Annotated in this window: 24 protein-coding genes and 1 pseudogene; 5 read left to right on the forward strand and 20 right to left on the reverse strand. The window is 68.2% G+C overall.

All coding sequences use genetic code 11. The features are described 5' to 3' along the window. Nucleotides 1-15: 15 nt before the first annotated feature. From NYZ98_RS20535 to NYZ98_RS20545, 3 genes are all read right to left on the reverse strand, one after another. Entirely contained in the window at nt 16-183 is a 168-nt protein-coding gene (locus NYZ98_RS20535) for a P-loop NTPase family protein (protein ID WP_262844453.1), read from the reverse strand. Between the two features lie 243 nt (nt 184-426). Beyond that, nucleotides 427-624 carry a DUF397 domain-containing protein gene (locus NYZ98_RS20540; protein ID WP_262844454.1) on the reverse strand — a complete coding sequence of 66 codons (198 nt, stop codon included), beginning with the start codon at nt 622-624 and terminating at the stop codon, nt 427-429. After that, nucleotides 617-1,474, reverse strand: coding sequence for a helix-turn-helix domain-containing protein (locus NYZ98_RS20545; protein ID WP_262844455.1), 858 nt, complete (start codon nt 1,472-1,474; stop codon nt 617-619). Before NYZ98_RS20545 ends, NYZ98_RS20540 begins: the two co-directional genes overlap by 8 nt. Before the next feature lie 478 nt (nt 1,475-1,952). On the opposite strand from NYZ98_RS20545, the gene NYZ98_RS20550 reads away from it, so the two are divergent. Next, nucleotides 1,953-2,474: an ATP-binding protein gene (locus tag NYZ98_RS20550; protein ID WP_262844456.1), complete on the forward strand. Its 522-nt coding sequence runs from the start codon at nt 1,953-1,955 to the stop codon at nt 2,472-2,474. Between the two features lie 355 nt (nt 2,475-2,829). Here the strand turns inward: NYZ98_RS20550 and NYZ98_RS20555 are convergent, their stop codons facing one another. From NYZ98_RS20555 to NYZ98_RS20590, 8 genes are all read right to left on the reverse strand, one after another. Then, nucleotides 2,830-3,561 carry a DUF7873 family protein gene (locus tag NYZ98_RS20555; protein ID WP_262844457.1) on the reverse strand — a complete coding sequence of 244 codons (732 nt, stop codon included), beginning with the start codon at nt 3,559-3,561 and terminating at the stop codon, nt 2,830-2,832. Between the two features lie 137 nt (nt 3,562-3,698). Beyond that, nucleotides 3,699-4,031 (reverse strand): winged helix-turn-helix domain-containing protein, encoded by a 333-nt coding sequence (locus NYZ98_RS20560; RefSeq protein ID WP_262844458.1) that lies wholly within the window; start codon nt 4,029-4,031, stop codon nt 3,699-3,701. Then, a complete protein-coding gene (locus NYZ98_RS20565; RefSeq protein ID WP_262844459.1) occupies nt 4,031-4,507 on the reverse strand; it encodes a hypothetical protein in 477 nt (158 codons plus the stop codon). Before NYZ98_RS20565 ends, NYZ98_RS20560 begins: the two co-directional genes overlap by 1 nt. 186 nt (nt 4,508-4,693) lie before the next feature. Continuing rightward, entirely contained in the window at nt 4,694-5,032 is a 339-nt protein-coding gene (locus NYZ98_RS20570; RefSeq protein WP_262844460.1) for a helix-turn-helix domain-containing protein, read from the reverse strand. Continuing rightward, nucleotides 5,032-5,391 (reverse strand): type II toxin-antitoxin system RelE/ParE family toxin, encoded by a 360-nt coding sequence (locus NYZ98_RS20575; protein ID WP_262844461.1) that lies wholly within the window; start codon nt 5,389-5,391, stop codon nt 5,032-5,034. The genes NYZ98_RS20570 and NYZ98_RS20575 overlap by 1 nt, the downstream gene beginning before the upstream one ends. A 249-nt stretch (nt 5,392-5,640) precedes the next feature. Continuing rightward, nucleotides 5,641-6,726, reverse strand: a complete 1,086-nt coding sequence (locus tag NYZ98_RS20580) for a prenyltransferase (protein WP_262844462.1) — start codon at nt 6,724-6,726, stop codon at nt 5,641-5,643. Beyond that, nucleotides 6,723-7,436 carry a class I SAM-dependent methyltransferase gene (locus tag NYZ98_RS20585; protein ID WP_262844463.1) on the reverse strand — a complete coding sequence of 238 codons (714 nt, stop codon included), beginning with the start codon at nt 7,434-7,436 and terminating at the stop codon, nt 6,723-6,725. The genes NYZ98_RS20580 and NYZ98_RS20585 overlap by 4 nt, the downstream gene beginning before the upstream one ends. Further along, a complete protein-coding gene (locus NYZ98_RS20590; protein WP_380707098.1) occupies nt 7,437-8,675 on the reverse strand; it encodes a glycosyltransferase family 4 protein in 1,239 nt (412 codons plus the stop codon). Nucleotides 8,676-9,100: 425 nt separating this feature from the next. On the opposite strand from NYZ98_RS20590, the gene NYZ98_RS20595 reads away from it, so the two are divergent. Continuing rightward, entirely contained in the window at nt 9,101-10,126 is a 1,026-nt protein-coding gene (locus NYZ98_RS20595; protein WP_262844464.1) for a GDP-mannose 4,6-dehydratase, read from the forward strand. A 107-nt stretch (nt 10,127-10,233) separates the two neighbouring features. Here NYZ98_RS20595 and NYZ98_RS20600 read toward each other — a convergent pair whose 3' ends face one another. The 5 genes from NYZ98_RS20600 to NYZ98_RS20620 all read right to left on the reverse strand — a co-directional run bounded on the left by NYZ98_RS20600 (nt 10,234) and on the right by NYZ98_RS20620 (nt 15,030). Beyond that, entirely contained in the window at nt 10,234-12,351 is a 2,118-nt protein-coding gene (locus NYZ98_RS20600; RefSeq protein WP_262844465.1) for a multicopper oxidase family protein, read from the reverse strand. Next, a complete protein-coding gene (locus NYZ98_RS20605) occupies nt 12,348-12,782 on the reverse strand; it encodes a DUF6220 domain-containing protein (protein ID WP_262844466.1) in 435 nt (144 codons plus the stop codon). Before NYZ98_RS20605 ends, NYZ98_RS20600 begins: the two co-directional genes overlap by 4 nt. Nucleotides 12,783-13,229: 447 nt before the next feature. Further along, nucleotides 13,230-13,478, reverse strand: a complete 249-nt coding sequence (locus tag NYZ98_RS20610) for a hypothetical protein (protein WP_262844467.1) — start codon at nt 13,476-13,478, stop codon at nt 13,230-13,232. Between the two features lie 241 nt (nt 13,479-13,719). Then, nucleotides 13,720-14,127: a VOC family protein gene (locus NYZ98_RS20615; protein WP_262844468.1), complete on the reverse strand. Its 408-nt coding sequence runs from the start codon at nt 14,125-14,127 to the stop codon at nt 13,720-13,722. A gap of 258 nt (nt 14,128-14,385) precedes the next feature. After that, nucleotides 14,386-15,030 (reverse strand): TetR/AcrR family transcriptional regulator, encoded by a 645-nt coding sequence (locus NYZ98_RS20620; protein WP_262844469.1) that lies wholly within the window; start codon nt 15,028-15,030, stop codon nt 14,386-14,388. 107 nt (nt 15,031-15,137) lie between these two features. Here NYZ98_RS20620 and NYZ98_RS20625 point away from each other — a divergent pair, with 107 nt between their 5' ends. Continuing rightward, a complete protein-coding gene (locus NYZ98_RS20625; RefSeq protein WP_262844526.1) occupies nt 15,138-15,347 on the forward strand; it encodes an ATP dependent DNA ligase in 210 nt (69 codons plus the stop codon). A gap of 82 nt (nt 15,348-15,429) precedes the next feature. Further along, the gene (locus NYZ98_RS20630; RefSeq protein WP_262844470.1) at nt 15,430-16,248 is read left to right on the forward strand and encodes a helix-turn-helix transcriptional regulator; all 819 of its coding nucleotides are present in this window, start codon (nt 15,430-15,432) and stop codon (nt 16,246-16,248) included. Between the two features lie 95 nt (nt 16,249-16,343). Here the strand turns inward: NYZ98_RS20630 and NYZ98_RS20635 are convergent. Beyond that, nucleotides 16,344-16,556, reverse strand: a pseudogene (locus tag NYZ98_RS20635) (tyrosine-type recombinase/integrase); the annotation flags it as partial. 173 nt (nt 16,557-16,729) lie between these two features. After that, on the reverse strand, nt 16,730-17,674 hold the full coding sequence (locus NYZ98_RS20640; RefSeq protein ID WP_262844471.1) for a GlxA family transcriptional regulator: 945 nt from the start codon (nt 17,672-17,674) through the stop codon (nt 16,730-16,732). Nucleotides 17,675-17,775: 101 nt separating this feature from the next. Here NYZ98_RS20640 and NYZ98_RS20645 point away from each other — a divergent pair, with 101 nt between their 5' ends. Further along, a complete protein-coding gene (locus NYZ98_RS20645; RefSeq protein WP_262844472.1) occupies nt 17,776-18,807 on the forward strand; it encodes a saccharopine dehydrogenase family protein in 1,032 nt (343 codons plus the stop codon). Nucleotides 18,808-19,043: 236 nt separating this feature from the next. Here NYZ98_RS20645 and NYZ98_RS20650 read toward each other — a convergent pair whose 3' ends face one another. Beyond that, nucleotides 19,044-19,565, reverse strand: a complete 522-nt coding sequence (locus tag NYZ98_RS20650; protein WP_262844473.1) for a hypothetical protein — start codon at nt 19,563-19,565, stop codon at nt 19,044-19,046. Nucleotides 19,566-20,174: 609 nt separating this feature from the next. Next, complete coding sequence (locus NYZ98_RS20655) at nt 20,175-20,531, reverse strand: winged helix-turn-helix transcriptional regulator (RefSeq protein WP_262844474.1); 357 nt, start codon at nt 20,529-20,531, stop codon at nt 20,175-20,177. Nucleotides 20,532-20,549: the final 18 nt, after the last annotated feature.

Consider the following 20,549-nt stretch of genomic DNA (forward strand, 5'->3'; position numbering starts at 1 on the left):
ACGCGGACGCGGAGGTCAGTTCCCTTGGACGGCGGCGAACTTCTCCACGGACAGCGTGTTCCAGGCGTCGTCGTAGTACACGCCGTCCAAGTGCGTGACCGGGACGTCAAGAATCGCGCCCAGGCGCCGTCCCACAGTGGACTTGCCACTACCCCCACAACCGATCACCGCCACTCTGCGCACGGCTGCAACGTCCTCGCCTTCGGCTCGGGCAGTGTTTCCCAAGGGGCTCCGCCCCCTTCGACCCCCGGACGAGGGCTCCGCCCTCACGCTTCAGCCCAGCACGCTATTCGGCATCTGAGCCCGGTACCGAGGTTCTACGGTCCGGTCGAGTACGGTTTTCGCGTTCTACATAGGCGTCCACGCGATCAGGCCCCGGGCCGCACCGACTCCATGTTCAAGCCCGGTCTCATCGAGGGTGAAGCGTCAGCGCGATGTCCCGTCCTTGACCCCATTGACGAAGGCTCTCCATGCGGCGGGTGTGACCCGCAAGACAGGGCTCGTCGGGTTCTTGCTGTCCCGGACCGCGACGGCCCCGGGGAAGCCGCGACTCACCTCGACACAGTTGTTGCCGCTGCCGCTGAAGCTGCTTCGTCGCCATCGGACTTGAGTCAGATCAGTCATGGGCCATGCGTTCCTTCGTCTCCGCGATCAGCCTCAAGGATTCGCTCGGAGGCAGAGCGGCATCACAGATGCGCGCAAAGGCCACCTTATAGCGGTCAACCTGCTCGGAACCCTCGACGTACACATCACCCGCCGTCCCTTCTACATAGGCCACATCGGGGTCGACTTCCTCGGAGAAGGACAGGATCGAGAAGGCTCCCTCCATGCCGGCGTGTGCTCCGATGCTGTACGGGAGGATGCGAATCGTCACATTAGAGCGGCGTGCGGAGACGAGCAGTGCTTCCAACTGGTCGCACATAAGGTCCGTCCCGCCGATCGGACGGCGGAGGGCACCCTCATCGAGTACCGCGTAGAGTTCGGGCGCATTGGGGCGGCTGAGAAGCGTGCGCCGTGCCATACGTGCCATGACGCGCCTGTGGACATCTTCGACGTCACAGGCGTCCGGTCGTCCAGCGCTGATCACCGCCCGGGCGTAGTCCTCGGTTTGCAGAAGGCCCGGAATGAGCTGAACTTCCCACTGGTGAATATGAGCGGCTTCGTCTTCCAAGCCAATGTAAGAGCCCGTAAACACATCGGCATAAGCCGTCCACCACCCCCGTTGCTGGACATCTTTCGCGAGCTGGACTAATGCTGCACGGACTGCGGAATCAGCACCGTACAGGTCGCACACTTGAGTGACGTCGCTGGGGCTCGCGCGTGTGCGACCTGTTTCGACCCGGCTGACCTTACTGCGGCTCCATCCAAGTCGTGCGGCGGCGCCCTCAGGGCTCAATCCACTCTTTTCTCTCATCTTGCGGAGCTCCCGTGCGAGCCGCCGAAGCCGCACGGTCGGGCTATGGGTCACTGACATGCCTCAAGTTTGCCTGAGGAGTCGATCAGGAGTCTGGGAGATGCGCAGACTGTATAAATTCTGCACAGTGCATTGACAGCTTGCATTGATTGAGAGCATCATCGCCTCCATGGCCACACAGAGCGATCGTGTGGCTACATTTCGTCAATCGGGGCGCCGGGGTGACGGTCTAGGACTGTCTACGTCGCCGGCACCTTTGACCAGGCAGGAGGTTGGTCGTGATCGCACACTTCCAGGAACAGCAGTTCATTCACCTGGTTCGGCTGGCATGGGATCTGCGTGGTCGAGGGCGGAACACGGCGCTCGAATTACCGAACGAGAGCGAACCGGCCCTACTGGTGTCACGGGTCCCCATTCCGCTCCGAGTCACGGCGATCATGTCCCGCGGACAATGGTTCTTCACGTGGGGACGCGGGCGGGACCGGCACGTGCGAGCACTAACGATCCACGCGGCGGATCGTGTCTGGGAGTTGACGCGATGACGACTCTCGGCCTAATCGGCACGATTCATCTTCCTGGCCGAGCGCTGTCGGTTCACGTGGCGCGGGCATTCGTCCGAGAAGCGCTGCGGGCCGATGGGTGGCAGGAGGTCGACGAGGCCGAACTGCTGGTCAGCGAGCTCTTCACCAACGCCGTGCGGCACTCTCGTTCTGGCAGTAGGCCGCACGGACTGGTGACGCTGGTCGTGACCGAACACACTGGCTCGGTTCGTATCGAGGTGATCGATGAAGGATCGCCTGAGCGTGTGCCCTCTGTGCAAGATGCCGATGTCGACGGTGACGGTGGACGTGGTCTGTGGTTGGTCGAGCAGATCGCTTCGACATGGGGCGTCCGCGAGAACCTGACGGGGCGCGCAGTCTGGTTCGAGATCTCCGACTCCCGCTCTGGCCCGGTCGCCGGCGATCTGGCGTTCATCGGGATGCTTGAGGCCGAGCCTGATTTCTCCGAGCGGGCCGGGGAGATGCTCGGGGCATGGAGCGACCCCCGGGAAATGCCCTGAATCCCGGGGGTCTGGGGGCCGTCATATCGTGGTGTCAGCGGCGTTTAAGGGTGCCGGTCAATCGTCACGTTGTCGCGCTCTGCCATTAAGCCATGGGCGCGTGTGGAGCACCCAGCGGGGATCGAACCCGCATCTCGACAATCACTGCCTTCACCCGGTTGATCTGACACTCGACGGCGATGCTGAGTCTGGAGCGAGAATCTGAACTTGAGCGGCTGCCTCTGCCATTGGGCTACCCCAACCCGTGGTGTTGGGGAGAGGAATCGAACCTCCACTGGGGCCGTAGATCAGGTTGAGCCTCATTCTCAGCTTGCGCTCCTGGCGCACCCCGGCTCGCGCCGGGGGGTCTGTGGGGTCATCCGATGAGGTAGCCGAACACCTTCTCGCCGATCCGCTGGTCGACGATCTCGATGCCGTTCGCCTCCTCGCGAGCGTACTTCACCGCGTCCTGGAGTTTCTGCAGCCGGCCCAGAAGCTCGTTGACGCGACGCTGCGGAAGGGCGCCGGAGAAGGCGACCTTCGTCCAGTAGCCGACGACGACGTCCTCGGTGAACACCTGCACCTGCGCGGGGTGCTTGTCGGTGGCCTCCGCGAGGACGTGGTTGCGCGGCACCTTCTTGGTGCGCGTGGTCTTCACGGCCTCGGTGCGCCAGGTGTCGGTGTTCTCGTCCAGCGTCCAGGACTCCGACGGGTCGAGCGTCGGGAGCTTGGAGATCAGCGTGTGCAGGTCGACGAGCTGCTTCTCCAGGAACAGCAGATAGGTCACCGGGACGGCTTCGAGGAGCACGACCCCGTCGACCTTCACGTCGCCCCTGGCCGAGCAGTTCGCCACGTCCTTGGTCGCGGTCACGTCGAACAGCCGGGTCAGCGTCGCGCCGACCTCCCGGAGGACCTGCTCGGCCTGCACCTGGACCCGCGTCGACTCGGGCGGAAGCTGCTCGCCTTCGTCGTCGATCGGCTGGTAGCTCCGGGAGATCCCCGAGAGCAGGGGCGTCTTCTGAATCGCGTGGTAGGCATCGGTCACCTTGCGCTGAACGTCGGACTTGACGCCCTTCTCCACGGCCAGGATCTGGTTGAGCTTCGTCACGCTATGACCATAGGGGCAGGAGATACCCCTTCACACCTTTATTTCGCTGACGCGGAGAATGCGAGCGCATTGCCGTTAATCGCACGTGTTCCACCTTCGTGGAAAAGACGCAAGGCGTTCGGGCTCGTCCGGCCGGGTCATCGGGTTCTCGCGTCCGGTGCGGTCACCCGCTCCACCGGGGTGCGCGCGGCCTCAACGATCCGTTCCAGGGCGGCCGCGTGCCGCTGGAATGCCTCCCGGCCCTCCGGGGTGAGCTGTACGTGGGTGCGCCGGGTGCCGTTGTCCTGCGTCTTGCGCACCGAGACATATCCGGCGCCGGCCAGCGCGGAGACCTGTTTGGACAGGGCCGAGTCGCTGGTCTCGATCGTGTCGCGCAGGAAGCCGAAGTCCACCCAGCCGGCCGGCGCCAGCAGCGCCACGATCGACAGCCGAGCCGGGACGTGCAGGAACTCGTCGAAGGACGGGTCCATCAGCCTCGCCCGTCCTGCCGCTGCATGATCGACTTGACGATCCCGCGGAACAGCGGCGTGGCCGCGACGTACGCCAGGGCCGTGACGGCCGCGGCGAGCGTGTCCGTCGCGGGCAGGCCGAGGGCCTCGGCCACCCACCTGGCCACGAGGAAGAACACCAGAGGGCTGGCCGCCCAGCTCAGGTAGAAAACCAGCTCCAGGCGTTCGGGCACCCACAGGAAGCGCGGGCGCACCGAGGCCCTGCACATGCGTAGATGTTGCACGACCACCACTCCTATGAACAGGCCGAATCCGAGCACGACAGCGACATCGTCCCAGGAACCCGGGAGGTCGGACGATGCGTACCCGATGAACAGGCCCACGGCCATGAGGGCCATGTAGGGAAGGGAGAAGAGCTGGCGGGCGAGCTCGTCGCGGGTCTTGTCCTGTAGGCGGCGGATGTCATGGAGGGCGGTCTGTGCGTCCTGAGCGTTCATGGGGGGTCCTTGTTCGCCGTGGCTGCTTTCCTAAGAGGAAAGTAGCACCTATTTTCCTCACAGGAAAGTAGGCACCCGCGCCGACGTTCCGGCCGACCCGCTCAGGCCCGGACGATAAGCCGCACACGGGCGAGGGCGGCAGCAAGCCGCCGTAGTGCTCAGCCGTGCGGCCGGCCTCTACCTTGGTCAGCCCGCGCGACGTCCGCGTGGCGTGTCGAGCACCATGACGGACTCACCGAAGTCGGCGACGATCTTCAGTTGTCCACCTAGGGCCGCGACGTAGCCGGCCAGAGTGGCCACTTCGCTGATCACTCCGTTCTCGATCTGGGAGATACGTGCCTGCGAGACGCCCATCGCCGCGGCGACATCCTCTTGGCGCAGCCCGCGCTCTTTCCGGGCCTCCGCCAGTTGATACGCACGCTGCCGCGCTACAAGCTCCTCGCGAAACCTGGCGACCTCCGGCTCGTCCTCCGGACGGATCAGCTCGGCACGCAGGTCCTCCCAGCTCATCTCCTGATCGCTCATTACTTCCTCTCCTCGATATGCCGCGCGAAGCGTGCTTCTGCTTCCTTTATCGCCACGTCATACCAATTGTCCCAGTCAGCGGATTTGTCTCCTACCACCAGGAAGACGGCCTGGCGCCAGGGGTCGAAAACGAAGAGCAATCGCACTTCGCTTCGTCCGCTGGATCCGGGCCGGAGTTCCTTGAGGTTGCGAATGGTTGAACCGCGGAGCGTATCGACCAAGGGTCGTCCCATGCCGGGGCCGTCCTCCGCCAAGCGGTCCAAGGCTGCAGTGACCAGCGAGAGTGTCTGCCGATCGGACCTCCGAAGTCCATGCAGCCACTCGCGGACCTCGGGAACGATTTTTATCTGCCAATGCACGCCAGTATAATAAGTTTCTTATCTTCCGCCAAGTGTGGGGACGGTAACTTTTCGTGGGTAGATTTTTACCGTGAGTTGCGGTGGTCGCAAGGCTCCGAGCGTGAAGACGGTCTCGCTGAGTCTGGCCTGCCGAGATCAAGGTATGGACGGGCGGACCTGGGGCGAAGTTCGGGGGTCGAAGGGGGCGGAGCCCACCTGGGAGATACTGCCCGAGCCTTGGGCGAGGACATTGCCTTGGGCCAGGGGTGTTCACGCGTGGGTGGAGGTGTGGGAGCAGCCGCAGGTTTCGGGGTTGGTGGCGGGGATGGTGTGGCGGCCGGCGTCGCGGAACAGGGAGGCGGCCGGGGTCGCGCCGGAGAGGGCGTCGGCGGCCAGGATGACGGCGGCGGCGGTGTAGGCCGACTGCTCGTTCGGGAACCACTGCTCGTTGACGAACTGCCAGCCCGTCCAGTACGAGCCGTCGTCGTGCCGGAGGTGCTGCATGTCGCGGAACAGCGCCAGCGCGCGGTCCCGGTCGCCGATCGCGTCAAGGGTGAGGGCCAGCTCGCAGGACTCCGCGCCGGTCACCCACGGCTGGTCGGACACGCAGCGGATGCCGAGCCCGGACACCACGAAGGTGTCCCACTCCTCCTCCAGCCGCTCGATCGCCGCGGTCCCGCGCACCGCGCCGCCGAGGATCGGGTAGTACCAGTCCATCGAGAACCGGCTCTTGTCGGCGAACGCCTCCGGGTGGGCGGCGAGCACGTGCCCGAGCCGGTCGGCGGCCAGTTCCCAGTCGGGTTGCGGGTCGCCCAGGTGCTCGCCGAGCAGGACCCCGCAGCGGAGCCCCTGGTAGACCGAGGAGCAGCCGGTCAGCAGGGCGTAGTCCGCGGGCAGGCCGGTGGCCGCGCGCTCCCAGACGATCTCACCGCGCGGGGTCTGCAGGCCGACGGCGAAGTCGAGGGCCTTCCTGACGACGGGCCACATCGCGCGGGCGAAGGCCGGGTCGCCGGTGACCAGCAGTTCGTGCCACACGCCCACGGCGACGTACGCGGCGTGGTTGCTCTCGCCGTTGCGCTCGGCGGGCTCGCCGCCCACGATCCGCATCGGCCACGCGCCGTCGTCCCGCTGGACCCGGGCCAGCCAGTCGTAACCCTTCCTGGCCTCGGCGGTGAGCCCGGCGACCGTCATGGCCATCAGGCATTCGACGTGGTTCCAGGCGTCGACGTGCCCCTCCGGCCAGGGCACCCCGCCGTCGGCCTCCTGGACGGCGGCGATGCTCCGCGCGGTCTGGACGACCTGCTCCGCTGTGATGATCCCGGGTACGGCCGGGACGGCCCGGCCGTGCGGGGTCAAGCGGGCTTCCGGACGTAGACGACCACGCTCTTTCCGATGAGAGGGTTGAGCACGGCCTCGGCGATCCGGGTGGCCGCGGGGCGCTTCATGATGTCCCAGACGAGCAGTTCGTGGTAGGCCTTGGCCAGCGGGTGGTCGTCGTCGTTCACGCCGACCGCGCACTTGATCCACCAGTACGGGGAGTGCAGGCCGTGGGCGTGGTGGTGCGGGCCGATCTCCAGGCCGGTCGCCTTGAGTTTGGCCGTCAGCTCCGCCAGCGTGTAGATCCGGATGTGCCCGCCGGGGGCCGTGTGGTACGCCTCGGACAGCGCCCAGCAGATGCGTTCGGGCAGGAAGCTCGGCACGGTGATCGCGGCCCGGCCGCCCGGCTTGAGCACCCGGTGGATCTCGCGCATCGCCGCCATGTCGTCGGGAATGTGCTCCAGCACCTCCGCCGCGATCACCCGGTCGAACGAGGCGTCGGGGAACGGCATCGCGAGCGCGTCGCCGGTCACGGTGTCGGCGGTCGCCTCCGGGGGCACTTCGCCCGCCTTGTCCATGGCGGCGAACATGTTCGCGACGGTCTTCAGCTCGGCGGCGTCCTGGTCGAACGCCACGACGTCGGCGCCGCGCCGCAGCACCTCGAAGGCGTGGCGGCCACCGCCGCACCCGAGGTCGAGCACGCGTACACCGGGTCCGACCGGGAGCTTCCCGAAGTCGACGGTCAGCACTTACCGCTCCCCTTTCGCCTTCGCGCGGGCCTCGATGGCCTCGCGGTACGCCTCGACGGTCCGCTTGGCGACGACGTGCCAGGTGTACCGCTCCATCACCCGCTCGTAGCCGGCCCGGCCGACCCGCTCCCGCTCCTCGGGGGAGTCGTGCAGCCTGCGCAGCACCGACGCCAGCTCCTCGGGGTCGCCCGGCGGGACCTGGACCGCCGCGTCGCCCACGACCTCGGGCAGCGCGCCCGTACGGCTGGCGACCAGCGGGGTGCCGCAGGCCATGTGCTCAACGGCGGGCAGCGAGAAGCCCTCGTACAGCGAGGGCACCACGGAGATCTCGGAGGTCGCGATCAGCTCGCCCAGCGCGTCGTCGGAGATGCCGTGCACGAAGCGGACGCGGTCGCCAAGGGCCAGTTCCTGGACCAGCTTCTCGGTGGGGCCGCCGGCGGTCGGCTTGCTCACGACGGTCAGGTTCACGTCGCGTTCGGTGGCGAGCTTGGCGACCGCGCGCAGCAGGGTCGCGACCCCTTTCATGGGGGAGTCGGCGCTCGCCACGGCGACGATCGAGCCCTTGCGTTTGGGCAGGTGCGGGCGCGGGTGGAAGTACCGGGTGTCGACGCCCAGGGGGATGAGCCGCATGTTGTTCTGCGGGACGTTGAAGTCGCGGTGGATGTCGGCGAGGCTGGACTCGCTCACCGTGAGGATCGGCTTCAGCCGGGGCGCGACGTGGCTCTGCATGCGGACGAAGCCGTACCAGCGGCGCATCGAGAGCTGCTTGCGGAACGGCGCGGCCTTCAGCTCGATGCGGCGGTCGACGCTGATCGGGTGGTGGATGGTGCCGACGACGGGAAAGAGTTTCTGGATGCCGAGCAGGCCGTAGCCGAGCGTCTGGTTGTCCTGGACGACGTCGAAGTCGCCCTGGCGCTTCTTCAGCTCGCGCAGCGCACGCAGGCTGAAGGTCAGCGGCTCGGGGAACCCGGCCGTCCACATCGTGGCGACCTCCAGCACGTCGATCCAGTCGCGGTACTCCGACAGGCCGGGGGTGCGGAAGGGGTCCTCGTCGCGGTAGAGGTCGAGGCTCGGGATCTTGGTGAGGACGACGCCCTCGTCCAGCTCGGGGTACGGAGGGCCGGACAGCACCTCGACGTAGTGCCCGAGCGCGACGAGCTCGCGGCTGAGATGGCGCAGGTAGACGCCCTGGCCGCCGCAGGTGGGCTTGCTCCGGTACGACAGGAGGGCGATGCGCAGCGGGCCTTCGGGGGATCGTCCGTCCGGACCGGGCGTCACGGCGTCCTGGTCCCCTCCGCTGGCCTCGTGCTCCCGCGCGTCGTCTGGAACCTCCACGGACACCCCTTTTCGTGAGCGGTGCTCCGGCAGCCGCCCGCATGGGGCACACACCGCGAAAGCCGATCTTAGCCGCGAACCCTACCATCTGGTAGTGGACTCATCTTTAATATGGAATTGTGCCTCATATCACCCTCACGCATCGCGAACTGCGAAGTTAGGCCGACCGAGCGCCGCTCGGTAGAACGTGTTCTACGGTCTGGGCGCCCAGGATCATGGGCATCCCATAGCGCTTGCCGGGGCCCATGACGGTACATTCGCGTCTTACAGCTCAAAGTTTCGGACGAGGGCCACCCGAGCCGCCGAGTCCGAAGAACAAGGAGGACCCGTTGGCCAGGCGTGCGCTGATCACTGGCATCACCGGGCAGGACGGCTCCTACCTCGCCGAGCACCTGCTGGACCAGGGATACGACGTCTGGGGGCTGGTGCGCGGGCAGGCCAATCCCCGCGTCTCGCGGGTGCGCAAGCTGCTGGGGGACGTCCAGCTCGTCCGGGGCGACCTTCTCGACCAGGGCTCGCTGATCTCCGCTGTGGAACGTGTTCAGCCCGACGAGGTCTACAACCTGGGCGCCATCTCGTTCGTGCCCATGTCGTGGGAGCAGGCCGAGCTGACGGCCGAGGTGACGGGCATGGGCGTGCTGCGCATGCTGGAGGCGATCAGGGTCTGCTCGGGGATCACCGCCTCCCGGGGCTCGGGTCCGGGGCAGATCCGGTTCTACCAGGCCTCCTCCTCGGAGATGTTCGGCCAGGTCCGCGAGACGCCGCAGAACGAGCGCACCCCGTTCCACCCCCGCTCGCCGTACGGCGTGGCCAAGGCGTACGGGCACTTCCTCACCCAGAACTACCGCGAGTCCTACGGGATGTTCGCCGTATCCGGGATCCTGTTCAACCACGAGTCGCCCCGGCGTGGCGCCGAGTTCGTCACCCGCAAGGTGACGCTGGGCGTCGCGAGGATCAAGCTGGGCCTGGCCACCGAGCTGCGGCTGGGCAACCTGGAGGCCCGGCGCGACTGGGGCTACGCCGGCGACTACGTCAAGGCCATGTACCTGATGCTCCAGGCCGGGACCGCCGAGGACTTCGTCATCGGCACCGGCCGCACGCAGTCCGTCCGCGAGCTGGTCGTCGCCGCCTTCGAGGCCGCCGGGCTCGACTGGGAACGCCACGTCGTCGGCGACCAGGCCCTGCACCGGCCCGCCGAGGTGGACCTGCTGTGCGCCGACCCGAAGAAGGCGCGGGTCCAGCTCGGCTGGGAACCGTCGGTGCCCTTCGAGGAGCTCGTCGCGATGATGGTCGAGTCCGACATGCGCCTGCTGTCCAACGGCGACGACCTGGAGCAGGACTCCTCCTGGCCGTGACCCGGCCCTGCCCGGTTTTATGAGCGGCCGGGATCGTTCTGCCCGGCGGGAGTACGGTCCGGTTTCGTGGGCGGCCGGAATTGTCCTGCCCCGCTTTGCGCGTGTGGTCAGCCGCCGTGGGCGCCGTGGAACGGCGTGGTGACGCCCTCGTAGGCGAGGTGCAGGGCCATGCCCAGGTCGGCGTGGGCCAGGTTGTGGCAGTGGTTCATCCACATCCCGGGGTTGCCGGCGCGGAAGGCCACCTCCCAGACCTCCCCGGGCCGCACGTCGAAGGTGTCCAGCCACAGGGGGCTGCCCGCCGGGCGGCGGCCGTCGCGGGACAGCACCAGGATCGTGTGCCCGTGCAGGTGCCAGGGGTGGGTGTCGCCGCCCCGGTTGACCACGGTGAAGCGGACGAGGTCGCCTTCGCGCACCATCTGGGTGGGGATGGAGGGGAACGCCCGGCCGTTGACCGTCTGCGCGTACAGCGGCCGGCCGCCGGTGAACGTCAGGCCCCGGTCGAGGACGAGGGTGAACCGGCGGTCGAAGCGGCTGCCCGCGTCGAACGGCGTGGCGGCGGGCGTGCCGTACGACAGCGGGTCGAACTCGGGCCACCCGGCGGTCTCACTGGGTGCGACCGGACTGCTGTCCGTGACGGGCGTGCCTTCTGGGACGGGGGCGTCGGTTGCAGTGGTGGGGGAGGTGCCGGTGGCGTCCGGGACGAGGTGGAGGCTCGCCGCGCGGCCGTCCACGATCAGCGCCGCCGGTCGCCGTGGCATCGGGAACACCAGGTCGTACCGGCCACCCGCGGGCAGCCGAAGCCGGGTCCGGCCCAGCTCACCGGGGCCGTGCAGGTCCCTGCCGTCGATCGCCGCCAGCCGGTACGTCGTGCCGGCGAGCGCGAACTGGTGCGGGGTGTCGTCGGTGTTGATCAGCCGCAGCCGCACGGGGGCGCCGGGCGGCACCCGCCGCTCGAACGGCCGGTCCTGGTCCCCGAGCGCGGTCACCCCGGCGAAGGTGTGCACCGGGAGCACGAGATCGGCTCCGGGTGGGACGTTGCCGGTGGCCGGTGGTTCGGTGGTGGCCGTTGGTTCGGTGGTGGGCGAGGCGAGGTCGGTGGTGGGTGGGACGTGGTCGGGGTCGGCGGCGCTCCCGTCGGCCGCCGTCCGGGGAGTGACGATGAGCGTCCCGTAGAGGCCCATCTTCACCCCACGGTCCGACACTTCGTGCGTGTGGTACCAGTACGTCCCCACCTGCGTGGCGCGGAAGCGGTACACGAACTCCCGGCCGGGCAGAACGGCCTCCTGGGTGAGACCGGGGACGCCGTCCTCGCCGGAGGCCACGTCGTAGCCGTGCCAGTGCAGGGTCACGCCCGCCGCGATGTCGGAGTTGCGGAGCCGTACCTCCACCAGGTCGCCCTCGGCGGCGGTGACCGGCGGGCCGGGGACCCGGCCGTCGAAGGTCCACGCTTCGACACGTCGCCCGGAGGAGAGAGTGATCGTCGCGGTCCGGGCGGTCAGGGTGTACCGGCGCACCGTGCCACCGGGCGCGGGCGTGACCGGCCCCCGCAGGTCGGTCACCGGCCGCCCCGGCCGATCGCTGGTGTCGACCGCCCTCATGCCGGCCGGACCCATGGCGCCCGGGTGGGTGCGGGCCATGCTCATGGGGCTGCCGGCGTCCGGGGGGCCGCCGCCGGTGTCGGTGGCCGGGGCGGGGACGAACGCGAGGCCGGCGCCGAGCAGGCCCGCCGCCAGCGTCGCGGCCGCCGCCGCCCGCAACCTCGGGGCGGGAGACGCGACGACCCGCCAGGTCACCAGCACGGCCACCCCGACCAGGGCCAGGGTGAGCAGCCCGGTGCTCAACGTCGCCGGATACCCGACCAGGAGCGTGACCACCGGCCCTGCCGCCGCCGAGAACCCGGCTCCGAACAGCGGCACCACGACGACCGGCTTCGTGAGCGCGTCCGTCGTCAGGAGGCGGGGCGCGGCCAGGACGGTCGCCGCGAGCGCGGCCACGACCAGCAGTGGCACGGTGAGGGTGATCTTCTCCTGGACGAACCACCACCCGGAGAAGCCGAGCGCCACCGTCAGCCCCACCCGGGCCAGCGACGCCACCAGCGCGACGGCGAACAGGGCCGCCGCCACCCGGGCGCGCCGGGTGGCGGCGGTGGCGCCCGCGCCGAGCCACGCCAGGGCGGCGACGACCCCGGCGAGCAGGTCGAGCGCCGTCAGGCTCGCGACGGTCATCGCACGGGTGCGGTCTCGCCGGGGGCCGTCGCGCCGGCGAAAAGCCTGGCCTGGCGGAACACCATGGCGGAGACCCCCATGATGGCGAGTCCGTTGAGCGCGTGCAGGCCGAGGACGATCAGGCTCGGGGTCGTGGTGTTGCCTGCGCTGTCGTCCAGCGCGCCGCCCAGCACGATGATCAGCACCTGGACGATGACCAGGCCGAGCGGGGCGATGCTCATCCCGATCAACCTGCCTGGTGCCTTCGCGATGGCGGCGGCGACGGTGGCGAGCACGGAGAGCAGCGGGATGATCATCATGCCGGTCATGCTGTGCAGCGCGAACGAGCCGTCCTCCTGTGGCTTGTCGAACGCGCCGACCGCCGCGAGGTAGAACTGCACGACCACGGAGAGCAGCAGAAGGCCGGCAAGGACGGCATAGGCCTTGCGCACGGGGTACCTCCATCGGTAGGGGGTGGTACCGCGATCGTGGCCGACACGACCTCGCCAGGTCGTCCGTCGAGCAGCGTCTTATCCGCTACGCCCCAGGGAGTACTTCCGCCCATCCCAGATACACAGGGAGTACTCCCGCCCTCCCACACCCTCGCCCCACCAACACGGATACCACCGCCCGCGCAGCTCGTACTTCCGCCCCCCACACTCGCCCCACCAACGCGAATGCCAAGGACATCCGCCCCGACCTGATCACCCCCACCGGCAATCGCAAAGGAAAAAGCCCGAGCCTGGCCAGCATCTACCGCGCGCTCGCCGAACACGCCAAGACGCAGGCCTACCCCGAAGCCGTCGACCAGGCCCACACCGAGTTCGCCACGCTCCCGACCCAGGACCTGACACAAGCTCACCGCGGGTCGGCGATATGCGCCCGTTTTCCGGCGAGTACTACGGCGTCCCCTTGACGCGGGCGCGGTCGTAGCCCAGGCGGGCGTGGCCGGTGTGCGGGCAGATGTCGGCGGCCGCGGGCCGGCGGGCCGGGGCGGGGCGGCGCATCGACAGGAACAGCGGGCCGCTGGTGCGCGAGGTCTCATCGGGCAGGCGCAGCAGCCGGGGGAGCAGGTGTCCCAGTACACCTATTCGATCGCCCCGCCCTTGGAGCGGACCGGGGCGCGCGGGTTGTTCGTCTCGGGGCATGACGAGCATCGGACCCGGGCCGGTTCCGCCGCAAGTCCACCCCGCCCAGCCTGCCCGCTGCGGTCTGGATCAACGAACCTGCCAAGGAGGAATCCAACTCCGATAAAGAACAAGCTTCCTAATACGTCTCAAACGGTTTGACAGCTACCGTTGCCGTACCTATGCGGCCACAACCAGCGAGATCACGATCTGTCACTGGAGTATTAGCTGCCGAGGCTCCCGGTCGTTGTGGCGGGAGGTCTCAGGCTCCTGCTTTCGGGATCCAGCTCTTGTGGACGAATTCGAGCCGGTTGTCGTCGAGGTCGATGACGTTCGCGGCGTAATAGCCGTCGCTGAAGTACGTGCGCATCGCGGGAGGACCGTCGTCCCTGCCGCCCGCCTGCAAGGCCGCAACGTAGGCGGCGTCGACCGTTGCCTGCTCCTCGGCTGCCAGGCCGAGGTAGAACCCGGTCTCGCCGGCCGTGCGCTGACGAAGCCAGATGCTGTTACCGCCTTCGCTGATCAGGCCCCAGAGATCGGGCACGCTGGAGGGGCCCGAGGTGGAGTCGTACTTGAGGAACTCCTGCCACCCCAGGGGCTTGAGGGCCGCGGTGTAGAAAGCCAGCGAGCGAACGGGGTCGCTTACCGAGATGTAGACGTGGTCGATCATGTGAGGTGCCCCCCGTTGATGTGCTGACGTTCGGCGCGAGTTGCGCTGCCACGTGGCTCGATGCATCACCGTACCTTCTATTTTACACCTGTCAAACAGTTGGCCGTGGAGGCATCGAGACCTCCGCGCCACCCGCGGGGCCGCCTCATCCACTCGTGCACGCGCTCGCGATGATCCACCGGCTGCGGACGAACGGCCCCGGGCCCGGCATGCAGGGTCTGTCAAACAGACGGGAGTGAAAGGCGTTAAGGCCCCGCGCTAGCCGCGGGGCCGCCTCATCCACTCGGGAAGCAGAGAGTACGCGACAGACGCGACGTCAGCGGCGTCTTGCTCTCCCCTAGCGCCAGTGAGCAGCACGGCATACAGGCCGGCCGAGATGTAGATGTCCTCGGCGGCGGAGTTCACCGTTGCCGGTGCCCCGAACTCGGCTCGGTAGCGATGTATCTGGGCCAGCACGATGTCGGCGAGGCCGGGCAGCACGGAATGCGTTTGATAGCTGTCGGCCAGACGCACGAGTTCGCCATTGGCGCGCAGCAGTTCGACGATCTTGCGCAAGCTGTCGACGCCAACGACGTCGGGGGTGAGACCATCGCGTCGCGCGGCGGTGTCTTGGGTCATGAGATGCTCAAAACTGTCGAGAATCGCGTGCCAGGCCGCTTCCTCCAGACTCACGAAGTGGTTGTAGAAGGTCGCTCTGGTGATCCCGGCCGCTGAGCTCACCGCGGATATGGTGAGATCGTTTTCGTGTGCGACGTGCCGCAGAGCCGCCATCATGCGGTCACGTGATCGACTGGTTCGCGGATCGTCCGGCGACGAACGTCCTCTCGCTTTCGACATGTCTGTTCGGCTCATCTCGTGCGGCGCGCCTTCGCGCCTGAGACCACGCTGGCGAGCGTCGTTCACCGATAATAGATTGTCTGCCGGCGTGCCGGAACTGAAGGCCCGCTCGGCTGTCGATCGCCTTGAAGTGACAACCGGACGCGGGGTACCGCGCCGGCACGCTGACCGAGATCCTCGCCCCGCTCGCGCGGCCCACGCCGCCCTTCGACGGGCCGGTGCCCCGTGAACAGGCCAGGCACGCCCGCTGGGTGGACCCGGTGCTGGCCGGAGAGGTGCAGTACGCCGAGTGGACCCACGAGGGCATGCTCCGCCGCCCCTCCTGGCGCGGCCTGCGCGACGACAAGGACCCGCGTGACATCACCCGCGAAGACCGCTCGTGAGCCGGCCGGGCACGCCGGCCGATCACCTTGGGAGGGCGTGAGGGGACATCTTGGGATTTGCGGCATGTCGTAGCTTGGAGATATGGAGCCTAGAGGGCCGCTTGGGGAGTTTCTCCGGGCTCGACGGCAGGCCACGAGCTTGGGGCAGGTCGGGCTGACCACCACCGGGCGGCGCCGCACACCGGGGCTGCGCCGCGAGGAGGTCGCCCTGCTGGCCGGGGTCAGCACCGACTACTACATCCGCCTGGAACAGGGCAGGGAACGCCGCCCGTCGGACCAGGTGCTCCACGCCCTGGCGCAGGTACTCCAGCTCGACGACGAGGCCAGCGCGCATCTGTACCGGCTCGCGCACCCATCCTCCTACGATCTCCAGGCCAGTAGGCCCTCCGACGAGGTGGGCGCGAACATCTTGCGGCTGATCGGCAGATGGGACGACGTCGTGGCCTTCGTGGTGAACCACAGGCTGGACGTGCTATCCAGGAATGTGGCGGCCACCGCCCTCTACGGCGCGATGGAGCACCGGGAGAACCTGCTGCGACTGGTATTCCTCAACCCCGATTCACGGGCGTTCTACCGGAACTGGGAAGAGGATGCCATCTCCAAGGTGGCCCATGCCCGTGCCGTGGCGAGCCTGGGCCACCGCGATCGGGCGACGCACGAACTGGTGGGGGAACTCTCCCTCAAAAGCGAGGATTTCCGATCGATGTGGGCACGTCACGACGTCCGGGTCGAGGCCCGCCAGAACATCTACCTGCACCACCCGGAGGTGGGCGACGTGATACTTCTGCACGAGACCCTGTCCGTCGACAGCGCACCAGGGCTGCGCGTCTTCACCGGCCAGACCGAACCCGGCAGCTCGTCGGAGGCGGCCATCGCCAATCTCGTCGACCGGTACCAGTAAGAAATGACCTTGAGTTCGTTGGGCTCGTTGTGGCCTGCGTAGCCCCAGGACCTGGGCCACCACCGTTCGGTGAACCAGGGGTCGGTGAGTTGGACGTAGATGCCCAGGGAGCGCAGGTTCCGATGGCCGGACAGAGCCATGAGCATGGAGGATGACCAGCCGTCCTCGCCCAGGTGGGTCAGCCGGGAGTGGCGCAGTTGGTGAAGGGTGTAGCCGGCACCGGTCGAGTCGATGCTCTTGGTCAGCTGCTTGAACAGGTACTCGGCGCGTTCGCAGGACAGGCGGGCGCGTCCGGTGACCGGGCACAGATCGGCTGCGGCTGGAGTGCGGGCTGGGCCGGGCCGCCGGTCGGTGAGGAAGACAGGCCCGCGGGTGCGGCCGGCGAGTAGTCGGGGAACCTCAGCTCAGCATTTCGGAGAACACGACCGCGTCGCTAGTCGGCGGCTAATCGCATGTTGCGAGCAGGCGCCGGCCTCGGGGGTCAACGGGGCCGTGAGCGGAAGGTGCGGCGGTAGGTGTCCGGGGGCACGCCGACCGTGCGGTTGAAGTGCCGGCGCAGCGTCGTGGCGGTGCCCATGCCGGTGGACGCTGCGATGGTGTCGATACTGTCGTCGGTTTTCTCCAGCAGTTCCTGGGCGTGGCGGATCCGCTGGGTCAACAGCCATCGCAGGGGGGTGGTGCCGGTCGCCGCTTTGAAGTGGCGGCCCAGGTGGCGTGAGCTCATCCGCGCCCGGCGAGCCAGGTCCTCCACTGTCAGCGGCTGGTCAAGCCGTTCGATGATCCAGGGAAACAGGGCGGCGAGCGGGTGGTCGTCCTGGGCGGGCACCGGGGTGGTGACAAACTGGGCTTGGCCGCCGGCCCGGTGCGGTGGTACGACCAGGCGGCGGGCGACGGCGTTGGCGATCGACGCGCCGTGGTCGAGGCGGACGAGGTGCAGGCAGAGGTCAAGCGCGGCGGCCTTGCCGGCGGAGGTGAGCACGCTGCCGTTGTCGACGTAGAGCACGTCCGGGTCGACCTCCACCCGGGGGTGGCGGGCGGCCAGAGCCTCGGTGTGCGCCCAGTGCGTGGTCGCGCGCTTTCCGTCCAGCAGGCCAGCTGCGGCCAGCACGAACGCGCCCGTGCAGAGGGAGGCCACGCGCGCGCCCGCCTCGTGAGCCGCGCGCACCGCGTCGACCAGGTCGGCGGGCGGATCCTCGTCGATATCGGCCCTTCCGGGGACGATCACGGTGTCGGCGTGCCGGAGCCGGTCGAGCCCGAGGTCGGGCTCCAGCCGGAATCGGCCGACCTGCACGGCGACCGGCCCGCAGACGGTGACGTCGTACCAGGGGACCGTCACGCCGTCCGGGGCGGCGGTGAAGACCTCGTGTGCCAGGGACAGTTCGAAGTGCAGCGTGCCGTCGGTGACGGCCAGCGCGACAGTGTTCATGTCCGGAATTGTACGAGTCATGGCGTTCCGGACACTCACGGTCGGCTGCCCGCCGCCGTCAGGATGTCCGCAGTGGATCATTCGAGCACAGGGGAGAGCACATGGGATCGGGGCAGATGGTAGCGGTGTTCGGCGCGTACGGGCACACCGGGCGGTTCGTGGTGGCGGAGCTGCGGGAGCACGGGTTCGTCCCGATTCTCTCCGGCCGCGACGCCGGCAAGCTACAGGCGTTGGCGGCGTCGTGGCCCGGACTCGAGGCCCGGCCGGCGTCAGTCGGCGATCCGGTCTCGCTCGACCTCGCGCTGGCCGGGGCGGCAGCCGTGATCAACTGTGCCGGGCCCTTCGCCACGACGGCCGCCCCCGTGATCGAGGCGGCACTGCGCGCCGGGATCGCGTACGTGGACGTGGCGGCCGAGATCGAGGCCAACGTCGACACGTTCGCGCACTTCACCGACCGCGCCCGCGCCGCGGGAGCGGTGATCGTCCCCGCGATGGCCTTCTATGGCGGCCTCGGCGACCTGCTGACCACCGCGGCGATGGGCGACTGGACGGCAGCCGATGAGGCGCACATCGCGTACGGGCTGAGCGGTTGGCAGCCCACGGACGGGACGCGGGTCGCGGGAGCGGTCTCCCGGCAGCGGCGGGGCGGCGCACGCGTCGTGTACAGGAACGGGCGGCTGGACTATCGCCAGGACGACGCGACGACCCTCAAGTGGCCCTTCCCCGACCCGATGGGCCCCCGGGAGGTCATCGCGGAGTTCACGATGGCTGATGTCGTCACCGTTCCCAGCCACCTGTCCATCCCCGAAGTGCGCACCTACATGACGGTCGAGGCGGCCAGGGACCTGTCGGCCCCGGACACACCGACGCCGGTTTCGGTCGACGAGCGGGGGCGGTCCGCGCAGACCTTCCTCGTCGACGTCGTCGTGCGCTCCGGCGGCGGTGAACGGCGCGCCGTGGCGAGCGGCCGGGACATCTACGCCGTCACCGCGCCGCTCGCGGTGGAGGCGGTCCACCGCATCCTCACGGGACAGACCAGGACGGTCGGCGTCGCCTCCGCCGGCGAGATCTTCGACGCGCCAAGCTTTCTTCGCGCGCTGTCCTCGCACATCTCCTTGGAATTGCGTTTGTAGCAGGCGGGCAGCAGGTCGAGCCGCCTGTTCGTGTCGAGGGCAGCCGAATATGGCAAGCCCGCATAGTCACGGAAGTACCTGGCGGCTAGGACGTTCGTGGGCGGAGGGCCGGTCAGAGCCTACTTTGGGGCTGGGGCCACGTGCGGGAGCGGAGGGCCCAGACAGCGCGTTACATCCGATGCTTTTTCACCCGTCAGCCCGTCGGCTGACCACCTCAACGGCGGGGCCGTCGAGGACTAGGAAGCTGTCACGATGCTGCGCGGCCCCGGGCGCAGAGACCTCTTGGTCTCGGTGAAAGTCAGCAAGCCGCGCTCGGCCAGGTGGTGGATGGCCGCATCGACCACGGGGCGGGACCACCCGAAGGTCGCCCCGACCTCTTGCCAGGTGGGGCCGACATTGCGCCGGGCGACAAAGTTTGTGACGAACGCGACGACCTCGCCTGTCCGGCCAGCGAGATCGTCAGGCACCTGAGATCTCTGAGCCGAGACCTCCTGCTCGACGGCCTCCGGAGTGGGCAGCTCACCGCGGCTGACCAACGCCTGCCAGACCAGTACTTCCTGGCGGGTGACGTGGCCGATGCGCTGGACCCACGGCGCTAGCCGATCGATCTGGAGCAGGGTCACCGGCTGGCCCAGAATGTCCAGCCAAGCCATCGCCACGGCCGGACGCGGCAGCTTGATCATGCGCTGGTCGCGGCCCCGTCCAATCTGCACGACCTTGGCGGCCCACTGCACCAGCTTCGGCGTCGGGTTGGTCACCCCCGCGCAACGCAGCCAGTATCGGGCATGTCGCCGACTCTCAGCGGGAGAGTTCGAGCGCCGCTGATCCTCCGGACGCAAGTTCATCATGAGCCTCACACCTATCGAACCGGGGGTGCTCCCACACACGGACACGCCGTCCATGGCCGCTCATCAGGGGACTGTGACATGGGCTTTCCACATGTTCGATAACGAGGGGAGCTCGGGCCGAGCCCAGTCGACTTGGCCTACGTGACAGAAGAGATCATCTTCCTCTGACCTGCTGGAAGGGCCCTAAACCGCCCGCGCAGCTCGTACTCTCGGCCGCTGCTGTGCTCGTCCAACTGGGCGCCGAGGCGGCGGGACGGGGGTACGGCGATTCCGGCGCCTCATACGGCGCCGAGCCCAGTGGAAAAGGTCCTCGCCTTCGGCTCGGGCGTTTTTCCGGGCCTAGCGGCCTTGCTTGGCCCCGCGCACACGTTCGCCGGGTTCGACGGGTTGACCGCGGGGCGCCAATTTCGCCATACCTCGTTCTACCGAGCCGGCGCCATTAGACGGACGTGTTGTGGGTTGGGAGGGGTCCGGTCCGGCGGGAAAACAGGGATTGGTTACCTGATTCACGAACGCTGCTTAGCGCTGGACATGAGAAACTTTCTCCATATTGCCGAGTATGTGCTCCCGTCCCCATGCGCCGAGCGGCGCCAGCGCCTCGTTGAGCATGACGCCAAGCGAAGTCAACGAGTATTCGACGCGGGGAGGCACCTCGTCGTACACCTCGCGGTGCACGATGCCATCCGCCTCCAGTTCACGCAAATGAGAGGCGAGCACCTTCTCGGTCACTCCCGGCAACAGCCTGCGCAACTCGCCAAAGCGACACGCCCGTTCGTTGAGTGCCCAGAGGATCAACACCTTCCACTTGCCGGCGATCACGTCCATCGCCGCGTCGATCCCGCACTCGTAAGCCCCCGGCCTCCGCCCAATCGCCATGACCCCACCCCTCCTGCC

The sequence above is a fragment of the Sphaerisporangium corydalis genome (assembly GCF_025506355.1).
Taxonomy (GTDB): Bacteria; Actinomycetota; Actinomycetes; order Streptosporangiales; family Streptosporangiaceae; genus Sphaerisporangium; species Sphaerisporangium corydalis.

Coding starts and splice junctions, on each gene's coding strand:
- NYZ98_RS20540 (WP_262844454.1), bottom strand. CDS start 624: ATGACTGATCTGACTCAAGTCCGATGGCGACGAAGCAGCTTCAGCGGC.
- NYZ98_RS20545 (WP_262844455.1), bottom strand. CDS start 1,474: ATGTCAGTGACCCATAGCCCGACCGTGCGGCTTCGGCGGCTCGCACGG.
- NYZ98_RS20550 (WP_262844456.1), top strand. CDS start 1,953: ATGACGACTCTCGGCCTAATCGGCACGATTCATCTTCCTGGCCGAGCG.
- NYZ98_RS20560 (WP_262844458.1), bottom strand. CDS start 4,031: ATGGACCCGTCCTTCGACGAGTTCCTGCACGTCCCGGCTCGGCTGTCG.
- NYZ98_RS20565 (WP_262844459.1), bottom strand. CDS start 4,507: ATGAACGCTCAGGACGCACAGACCGCCCTCCATGACATCCGCCGCCTA.
- NYZ98_RS20570 (WP_262844460.1), bottom strand. CDS start 5,032: ATGAGCGATCAGGAGATGAGCTGGGAGGACCTGCGTGCCGAGCTGATC.
- NYZ98_RS20600 (WP_262844465.1), bottom strand. CDS start 12,351: ATGACCGTCGCGAGCCTGACGGCGCTCGACCTGCTCGCCGGGGTCGTC.
- NYZ98_RS20610 (WP_262844467.1), bottom strand. CDS start 13,478: ATGCCCCGAGACGAACAACCCGCGCGCCCCGGTCCGCTCCAAGGGCGG.
- NYZ98_RS20615 (WP_262844468.1), bottom strand. CDS start 14,127: ATGATCGACCACGTCTACATCTCGGTAAGCGACCCCGTTCGCTCGCTG.
- NYZ98_RS20630 (WP_262844470.1), top strand. CDS start 15,430: ATGGAGCCTAGAGGGCCGCTTGGGGAGTTTCTCCGGGCTCGACGGCAG.
- NYZ98_RS20640 (WP_262844471.1), bottom strand. CDS start 17,674: ATGAACACTGTCGCGCTGGCCGTCACCGACGGCACGCTGCACTTCGAA.
- NYZ98_RS20645 (WP_262844472.1), top strand. CDS start 17,776: ATGGGATCGGGGCAGATGGTAGCGGTGTTCGGCGCGTACGGGCACACC.
- NYZ98_RS20655 (WP_262844474.1), bottom strand. CDS start 20,531: ATGGCGATTGGGCGGAGGCCGGGGGCTTACGAGTGCGGGATCGACGCG.